The following is a 7,985-nucleotide window of genomic DNA, read 5'->3' as shown; positions in this document are numbered from 1 at the left end:
CAAAATTAGCGAATGTACATGACCCTGCACGTCACGATATGACTCCTTGATGCGATAATAAGGAGCCATGTCGCCTGTGGCAGGATTGAATCGTGTCTGTACATTTGCGTGCATGAGTGCAAAGTAACAAAATAATTTTGATATGACTGTGTCCTACAAATCGGTTTTTGCCCCTCGTTACAATACCCTACACTTGATTATCAATCATTTATCAAATTAATACTACACAAAATATCCCGAAAATTTATGAAAAATAATTTTGCCGGTTAAACTTGGGCTAAGTAAGCCCAAAAGAGACGACCCGTGGAAATCATATTTAGTCAACAAATTATATCTATTTGCTAATTATTATCAACTTGAATATCATTATTTACCTTAATATCGTTGTGAATATATCCTCTTTGTCCAAGCAGACTAAGGCATTCGGCATATACAGAGCCTCTCTTTCTTGGGTCTTTTATTGTCACAACGACTATAATATCTTGTGAAAGATCTTCTCCGTCTCTCTCCAGTGCTTGTTCTGCTGCATCACGGTATAAGCCATTGAGTTTCAAAGCCCATTTTCTATCTCCTTTCAATGCCTTTTCCTTGTTGGCGTTAGTCATCTTAGACAAATCAACAGAATACTTTTTGATAGGTTGGTATTTATCACCTTGTTCTATGAGCATACGTTCTTCTGCAAACTCATTTTTGAAAGCTTTTGTACTATAAAGTGATGCATTGAGTACGTTCTTGGCATCTTTAGACATTCTTATTTCATTACGCATTATGGTTCCCTCGTCCAAATGAACGCGCTCTACATGATCATAAGTTTCCAAAAGAACATCTACTTGACTTTGGCAATATTCACAACCTTGACTAGCATTTAATATGGGATTTACAGCCATTGTTAAGGTTATTTCACCGATATAATAGCCGTTTTCAACCAAACTCTGTGGATATGGAAAATCTAGAGAAACAATATTTATTCCTTTCTGCAAAGTTTGATGAAAAACCATTGTACACTCATTAGCGTCATTATTAAGCATATTCGTAATGGCAGATGGTAATCCGAACCCCATTTCTTTGCGGAATTCTTCAGCTGTTTTGGACAAACCTGCAGGGTAATCAGAGTTGTGGACAAGTAATGCTCTCAAAAGCAAAGGATTACATTCTCCTCCAATCTCTTGATTAAGATTAGCAGCTAAGGCTGTTACTCGTGGAGTAGAGAAGCTTGTTCCGCTCCAAAGGCAAAATTGTCTTCCCCATTCAGAAAATAGAGAAAGGTGAGTGTCTATATTGCCGCCATAGTGAACTAAATCTGGCTTTACAACGTTTTCAACACCAGGACCAATACGAGAAAAAAGGACTCCTGTCGTTTTCGTCAGCATCATAATTAGTTGTCTTTTTGTGGGCAATAGATCCAACAACAAGACTTTACAAAGAGTCGGCCCCAGCTATTATTCTTTGATTTTCCTCATGTGGATTGACATTACCAGCAGACTTACAAATCAAAATTTTGTTATCCTTCTGCAAACTGTCTAATGCGATACCCAAATCGGAATATCTGTCATTTTCTATTATTCTTGTGGTACCTTGCGAGAGATTCCAAATCTTAATCTCTGGGTATTTGGTAATCGCATTTTGTATGTTAGCCACTAATTCGTTTTCATATATTTGCGTTCTATCTGTATTAACTATACAACTCTTGATTTTGCAGGGTCCACATTTGGTCAAATCTTTATTTTCCAGAAAATCGCCATAGTTGATGACACTTGCTACAGCCGTTCCATGACTTCTGTTTATGTCTCCATCTACCAAATTTGCAATATTTTCTTCTCCGGTAATTATCCAAGGACGTAGGTAATCATTATAGCCTACACCAGAATCCAACAAGCCCACTATAGGATAGTTCACACCATCCTGCGGTAAAATAATCTCAATGTTAGAGTTGTCTTCGTTTTGCGCAGCTTCAAATTCTATTGTTGGCATTTTCCTGACAGCCAAGACACTATCCATTGATACTATTGTCTTTAGTGCTTCTTCAGATACGTGTGTCAAACAAAACAAGCGTAAACCACTCGCATAATTCAATTCCTCCAACTCAACACCAAATTCCCTGCATTTTGTACTCAAAGCGATACGAGAACGATGATTATACTCATTGTTCAGATAATCAACCATCTGCAGTTTGAGACGGTCATCTGTTACGATGTTCTCATCAATAACAGCCTTGTATCGAGAGATGCTTTCTATTGCAGACAATCCTACTTTTTTATTTTTGGACAAATTGGCTATATCTGCAATTCTGAACCCTCTTTCCATCTTGTGCAGATCTACTTCAGTATCGATCTTTACCAAAAGCTTTCCTACAAATGTTACTCCAAGAATATTTCGTTTTGAGTTCACATCCATCATTTTTCGCACTGCAGGACGATGTGATTTAGCGGTAGCTTTTTTGTTCAGTGTTACTTCTGTGAGTACAGGCATCGTTCTGTTCGTATCAGAAAACAACTCTGAGAATGATTTTAATTGCCTATAAACTCTTTCTGCATTGGCAGAAAGAGTAGTGTCATCAACCCATTTTGGTAAATCTTCAGATCCCCCACCTTCTGTCAAAAAGCGGTCGATTTCACCTCTGAAAGACACGTTCTGTATAGGAAATTCTTTTGCCATAATTCGCTATTTTTTAGATAATACATTTCTGACCGTTCTTATACTGATATTCAGCAGTTGTGCTATCTTGGCTTGACTAACTCCATTCGTGCTAAGGAATTTGATAAATATATCTTGTGTTTCATCTTTTCCATTATACTCAAAGATCGCAACCAAAACATTCTCATAGTCGATAGTTTCGCTCCCTTTGACAATTCCCTTTACCTTCAGTTTGTTGAACATAGTAGAAATGTCAGATGGGGACATTTCTTTTGTCAGGTTACATATCCTTTTCATCTTTTGAGCATCATCAACAAAAGGACAATTGAATCCAGACGTTAAGTTGAGAATTATTTTTTTTCTTGCATCATCATTAGGCATACCGACCTCAATTTTTGTTGTGAAGCGCCGCCAAACAGCATTGTCCAACAATTCGGGGTGATTAGTAGCTGCAATGAGAATGCATGAAGTAGGCATAGAATCTATATTTTAAAGCAAACTATTAATGACACGCTTTAGTTCTCCCAACTCATGATTATCATTACGAGCCTTGGCTATTGCATCAAATTCGTCCAAAAACAAAATACACGGCATACTGTTAGCGTAACTGAATATTTTTCTTAGATTCTTTGCTGTGCTGCCAAGCAGTGATGAGACAATTCCATCCAATCTTGCTACAACCAAAGGCATATTCGTTTTTTCGCTGGCATAATGAGCTATGGATGTCTTACCACATCCAGGCACCCCATAAAGAAGCATAGATTTTGGCATGTTTACTCCAGCCTGTTCTAATTCATCACTGTGCTTTACTAATTCTATGAATTCATTTAGTTGTTTCTCAACACTATCAGAAAGGATAATATTTGTGCGCGTTGAGTCTTCCGGTATTACTTCAACTATTTGTAACTTACTATCAGAATCCAAAGGTAGCATACGCATAGCATCTACAGTTGCAATATTTTTAACTGTCGAGCTCTGAAGTTGTTCTTTTATGCAACGAGCCAATCGAACATTGCCTTCAGCTTCCAAACGGGTAGCTAGACGATTGGAGTAATTTATAATCTTTCTCCTATCGTTATTCAATCCTCCTTCTATTATTCTTAATATCTCTGATGACATATGGATTATTGGATATATTATTATTTTGCTGCAAAATTAATCAAATATATCTCAATAAAGCAGATGTTTTTTATTAACACATATTTAACATAATGTGTGAGAAAAATTATCATAATTGTACACGAAATCAATTAATATGTAACATCTGAGTAAACTAAAAACAGATTTTAACTATATATTTTGTAAAGAATCTGCTATCTGACAACTCAATGCTAACCACGATGAAGAAATCCGTTAAAATTGTTAGAGGATTTAGTTTAAGTAAAAAGAATACCTCTTCAAGGGATAGATTTTATTGTTTACTGATATCTATTTATCTTCATCGTCGGTATCATTGGCCCAAACTAATGACTAAGGATGCCTATTCAGTAACTACTTGGAATAGCTTTGCTCTATAAGCTATGGAACAAACTACGAAATATCACGAATTCCATCAAGATCTCTATTAGAGCGAATACCATTACAAGTACTATTAACAGCAGAAGAGTCGCCTCAGGGACTTACAATCTTTTAAGAGAATTAAGCATTAAGATCTTTTAGTGAACGGCAAAGATACAAGCTAATAAAAAACATATTCGTTTTCCATGGGGACTCCATAAAAATAATGAAATACCTATATCCGCATCGAACGGCTGAAATATGCTGCCCAGTTACTAAAGGCCGACGACTGCAAAATCAACGAAGTGTGCTACAAAGTAGGTTTTAACAATTCCGGCTACTTTTGCAAATGCTTCTATGCCCAGTTCAGAATCCTGCCCAAAGACTTTATCAAATCTAACTGACACCCTTTCAGACAGAAAAGGAGAAAGGTAAAAAGAGTATTATGATAAGGTGAGTACTTCCGTCAACGTTTAACATAAATTCCACTTCGAGGTGTTTCAAGGCTAATTTTCTTGATTTTTTGTTTATCAAGTAATTTTATTATCTGATTATAGACCGGCTGTCCGCTAAAATGTGTAGCCCATGTTATTGAAGTTTGCATCGAAAACAAAAGTAACAAAAAGGGCTGAAGTCTGAGTGAGAATTTTAGCCCTTAACTTTTGTATGTCGAAAAGGTTTACCGATAGTAATAATTTGTAATTATTTGCCAAAATCTAACTGATTATTTTTGTAATAGTTCGCTCGTCTTGACCCAATAGAAGAAAGCTTCAGGTAGTACTTTCTTCAATTTGTTGAGTTTATTATTGACGGAAGGAGACAATTCCATGGCAAGTATGGTGTTTAGATTTCCATCGTATTTCTCAATTCTCGTGCTTGATTTTTCTATTGAGGTAGCAAGATAAGCCGCACGAGCCGAATCTACGATAGCTTCTTCTATGCGATATTTCCCCTTATAGATGTAGCCGTCTATTTTCTTAATGCCACTTTGTAGCATTTTGAAATCACCTTTACCCATTTGCCCTCTGGTAGCCAGACACAAGGCGGTCTCCCTAATATCCTCATAAATGAGTGACAGTTCAGCGGGTAAGCCCCGATATTGCAATTCTATTTTCCCTATTTGGGTGAAAGTATCCTTAGTGTGCTGAAAGTTACCGGAATGTTCAAACAGCCTGCCTACATCATACAGCTGCTTGATGATTTCCAGTGAGCAATCCCTGTCTCCCTTGATATAAGGAATGCCAGAGGTATTGGGGGCAAATGCTGTAAGTTTATCACCGAGAATATCATCAGCGGATGGCACGGTTACCTTCAACGGCTCATCATCCAATTCTATAAAAGGACCTTTAATCTCGACTTCTTCAGTAGCGTGATATTGTAAATCCTCGTACAGGACATCAAGCAGTATATATGCAGGTTTATCATCGTTCTTATAAGCTATGTGATAAAAGAATCTCGAGTGGCTCTTGGGAATATTCGTGTCTCTCTGCTGCCGTTCTTCAAGGGTTTTGGATATAAAACCGAACTTTTCTATATCTTTCAGATAGGGTTCAATATCCGTACCTGGTGGACAGATAATGTCAATGTCTATGGATAGTCGATGGGCTGATTCTCCCAAAATAAGCATCAGAGCCGAACCGCCCTTGAAACAGAAAGGGCAACCGGACAATTTCAGCATCTCCAAGAGCGACATTGCCCTAATAACTTTCTCTATCAAATTCAGGTCTTTATATTTGTTACGAACAGATATGGCCTTTATCCATTCTGCAGTCATACATTCCTTCTTGATCATACAAAATCTTTGATGTATTTTTCTATTTGCGGTTTAATATTGCGCCGTGAGGCATAACGCAGTAACATTCCTATATTCACATTATAGTTGGTAAAGGCATTCTGCATCATGTACAAGGACTCTTGCCCTTGCAGGTAGAAGAAATCCCTGTCACATTGGATATCAACTAAGAGTTTCTCAATTCTTGGTACATTTATGCCGTTTACTTCCTGTATGGGCGATTCTGAAACAAGAGGCTTCACAATAAAGGATCTTTTGTCCAACCGGATATAATCGGACATAATATCCTCCTTTGGCGAAAGGAAACTGCGTTCGTGCATATCCTGTACAAAGTGGAAAATGGTTTCAGTGGCATCACGCTCCGTTTCTATATAGATATTGTTGTTATACGACAGGTGATGCTGTAAGTCAGACAGTATTTCGCCGTTATAGACACAAAAGTCCAATAAGGGATATACCGCTTTTAATTTCTTATACAACCGAATGGAGTGAGCATTAGGAACAGGATGGAAAATGTTTTTGGGGGTTGTTGTATATACTCCTTTGCTTATTCTGAATATTTTTTTTTCGTCCAACAACTTGCGTAAATGCCAAGACAACATCTTCTTGGAAAGTTCAATCTTCCCGGAAAGATACTCAGACAAGTCATTCGTCTTGAATTCCTTGTTGGCGTTTGCAAAATCTACAATTATATTACTGACGTTCATCCTGCTAGCATTAATGGTCCGGTGCAAAGATAGTTAGATTTTGGCAATAAAACAAATATATTGCCAAAATCTAACTTGTTATTATACCGTCTTTCGTTACCAACCATCTCGTTTACGCAACATTTCATCTATCTCTTCCCGAAGAAAAAGTAACCTGCCATTGGCTTTAAGATAGGGAATTTTTCCTGCCCACACCCAATTATAGATGGTCTTTTGTTCTACTTTGAGTATCTTGGATACATCTATGATATCCAGATATTCCGGTTTCAGGGGAGGATGGACAGTTGTATCAACAGATTGCTCTTGCAGGACAAGCAGACGGTCGAGTTTGTCCTCGACATTCATGAGCTTATCGAACAGGCGTTTTTGCCAAGTGTCTTCTGCATTATAGTTTATGTACGGCATAATTCTCCTTTTTGATAGTTGCCATTGATATCCTGTGCCAAGATATGCTGTTCTTTCATGTAGGCGATGTACTTCTTTGCGGTTCTATCCTTTATTTCCATTTCTCGCATAAGAACATCACAAAGTTCCTGATAGGTGAGTTTGAAAGAATTTCGGAAAGCTTCTCTTATAACGCCAACGAGTTCATCGGTCTTGCGCTTTTCCTTGTCCTCCTTGGACTTCTCACCACGATAGACGTGCATATCCTCCGCCTTGTCCCATCCAAAAAGCATCATCGGCACATCCAATGGGCTGCCGTCACGGACTTTCAGAGCTTTCACCACAGAGTATTCAGGATTATCATCTTTCTCTATGGAAAGAATTCCCGCCGCCTTGCGTTGAAGTTCGGAGCCAATATGCCCACGGAGTTTGATACCATTCGGCACGAAATGCAGTACGCAGATGATGCAGGTGTTGTAAATCCCTGCCAAGCGGTAAAGCTCATCCACGATGGCAATACTTTCCGTTTCATCGTTGGCGGAACGTATCAAGTCAGCTATGCCGTCAATCACCACAAGATGGATGCCCCCATGCTTGTGATGAAACAGGTCCATACTCTCACGGATAAGTTTCAATCGGTCTTTACGGGAAAGCGAAGCAAGATACAGAGAATGATAATATTCAGGTACTGCTGTCAGAGAAGCCCTGCGTAATGTCTTGCCCAAATTCTTGTGGAGTTGTGCCTCGGACTGTTCCGTGTCATAGTGTAGGACCGCCAAGCCTTTGGGATTGGGAGTAATCTCTAATCCCAAGGTCTTCTCTATCGGCAATCGTTTTTCTCCCAACGCTCCGGCAAGGATGGCACCCACATAGTTGCTCTTGCCTGTCCCCTCACCTCCAGTAATGCAGAACAGGTTATCCTGTGTGCCGAGTGGCACACCGTTTACTGCTACTACTGATTTGGAAATGTC

At 38.6% G+C, this 7,985-nt stretch carries 8 protein-coding genes and 1 pseudogene; 1 reads left to right on the top strand and 8 read right to left on the bottom strand.

Going from position 1 to position 7,985, the window contains the following annotated elements; translation table 11 throughout:
* Nucleotides 1-341: 341 nt before the first annotated feature.
* From F596_RS12265 to F596_RS12190, 4 genes are all read right to left on the bottom strand, one after another.
* The gene (locus F596_RS12265) at nucleotides 342-1,373 is read right to left on the bottom strand and encodes a S8 family serine peptidase (RefSeq protein WP_262499145.1); all 1,032 of its coding nucleotides are present in this window, start codon (nucleotides 1,371-1,373) and stop codon (nucleotides 342-344) included.
* Between the two features lie 43 nt (nucleotides 1,374-1,416).
* The gene (locus tag F596_RS12260) at nucleotides 1,417-2,469 is read right to left on the bottom strand and encodes a S8 family serine peptidase (protein WP_262499144.1); all 1,053 of its coding nucleotides are present in this window, start codon (nucleotides 2,467-2,469) and stop codon (nucleotides 1,417-1,419) included.
* Between the two features lie 192 nt (nucleotides 2,470-2,661).
* A complete protein-coding gene (locus tag F596_RS12195; protein WP_019036888.1) occupies nucleotides 2,662-3,111 on the bottom strand; it encodes a hypothetical protein in 450 nt (149 codons plus the stop codon).
* 12 nt (nucleotides 3,112-3,123) lie between these two features.
* The gene (locus F596_RS12190) at nucleotides 3,124-3,753 is read right to left on the bottom strand and encodes an ATP-binding protein (protein WP_019036887.1); all 630 of its coding nucleotides are present in this window, start codon (nucleotides 3,751-3,753) and stop codon (nucleotides 3,124-3,126) included.
* A gap of 608 nt (nucleotides 3,754-4,361) precedes the next feature.
* On the opposite strand from F596_RS12190, the pseudogene F596_RS12350 reads away from it, so the two are divergent.
* Nucleotides 4,362-4,535, top strand: a pseudogene (locus tag F596_RS12350) (helix-turn-helix domain-containing protein); the annotation flags it as partial.
* A 320-nt stretch (nucleotides 4,536-4,855) separates the two neighbouring features.
* On the opposite strand, the gene F596_RS0110280 reads toward F596_RS12350, so the two are convergent.
* The 4 genes from F596_RS0110280 to F596_RS0110265 form a co-directional block, all read right to left on the bottom strand.
* Nucleotides 4,856-5,923: a nucleotidyl transferase AbiEii/AbiGii toxin family protein gene (locus tag F596_RS0110280; RefSeq protein ID WP_019036885.1), complete on the bottom strand. Its 1,068-nt coding sequence runs from the start codon at nucleotides 5,921-5,923 to the stop codon at nucleotides 4,856-4,858.
* The gene (locus F596_RS0110275; RefSeq protein WP_019036884.1) at nucleotides 5,920-6,630 is read right to left on the bottom strand and encodes a DUF6577 family protein; all 711 of its coding nucleotides are present in this window, start codon (nucleotides 6,628-6,630) and stop codon (nucleotides 5,920-5,922) included. Before F596_RS0110275 ends, F596_RS0110280 begins: the two co-directional genes overlap by 4 nt.
* 96 nt (nucleotides 6,631-6,726) lie before the next feature.
* Nucleotides 6,727-7,035 carry a helix-turn-helix domain-containing protein gene (locus F596_RS0110270; protein WP_019036883.1) on the bottom strand — a complete coding sequence of 103 codons (309 nt, stop codon included), beginning with the start codon at nucleotides 7,033-7,035 and terminating at the stop codon, nucleotides 6,727-6,729.
* Nucleotides 7,023-7,985 (bottom strand): AAA family ATPase (locus F596_RS0110265; protein ID WP_019036882.1); only part of this gene is annotated, 963 nt, incomplete at its 5' end. The genes F596_RS0110265 and F596_RS0110270, both read right to left, overlap by 13 nt.

Origin of the sequence: Prevotella amnii DSM 23384 = JCM 14753 (genome assembly GCF_000378745.1) — a bacterium.
GTDB lineage: Bacteria > Bacteroidota > Bacteroidia > Bacteroidales > Bacteroidaceae > Prevotella > Prevotella amnii.
The sequence above is the reverse complement of the archived record's forward strand: the minus strand, read 5'-3'. Positions and strand labels throughout refer to the sequence as shown.

Excerpts from the sequence above, each read along its gene's own strand:
- F596_RS12265 (WP_262499145.1), bottom strand. The coding sequence starts at position 1,373 with ATGATGCTGACGAAAACGACAGGAGTCCTTTTTTCTCGTATTGGTCCT.
- F596_RS12260 (WP_262499144.1), bottom strand. The coding sequence starts at position 2,469 with ATGCCTGTACTCACAGAAGTAACACTGAACAAAAAAGCTACCGCTAAA.
- F596_RS12195 (WP_019036888.1), bottom strand. The coding sequence starts at position 3,111 with ATGCCTACTTCATGCATTCTCATTGCAGCTACTAATCACCCCGAATTG.
- F596_RS12190 (WP_019036887.1), bottom strand. The coding sequence starts at position 3,753 with ATGTCATCAGAGATATTAAGAATAATAGAAGGAGGATTGAATAACGAT.
- F596_RS0110280 (WP_019036885.1), bottom strand. The coding sequence starts at position 5,923 with ATGATCAAGAAGGAATGTATGACTGCAGAATGGATAAAGGCCATATCT.
- F596_RS0110275 (WP_019036884.1), bottom strand. The coding sequence starts at position 6,630 with ATGAACGTCAGTAATATAATTGTAGATTTTGCAAACGCCAACAAGGAA.
- F596_RS0110270 (WP_019036883.1), bottom strand. The coding sequence starts at position 7,035 with ATGCCGTACATAAACTATAATGCAGAAGACACTTGGCAAAAACGCCTG.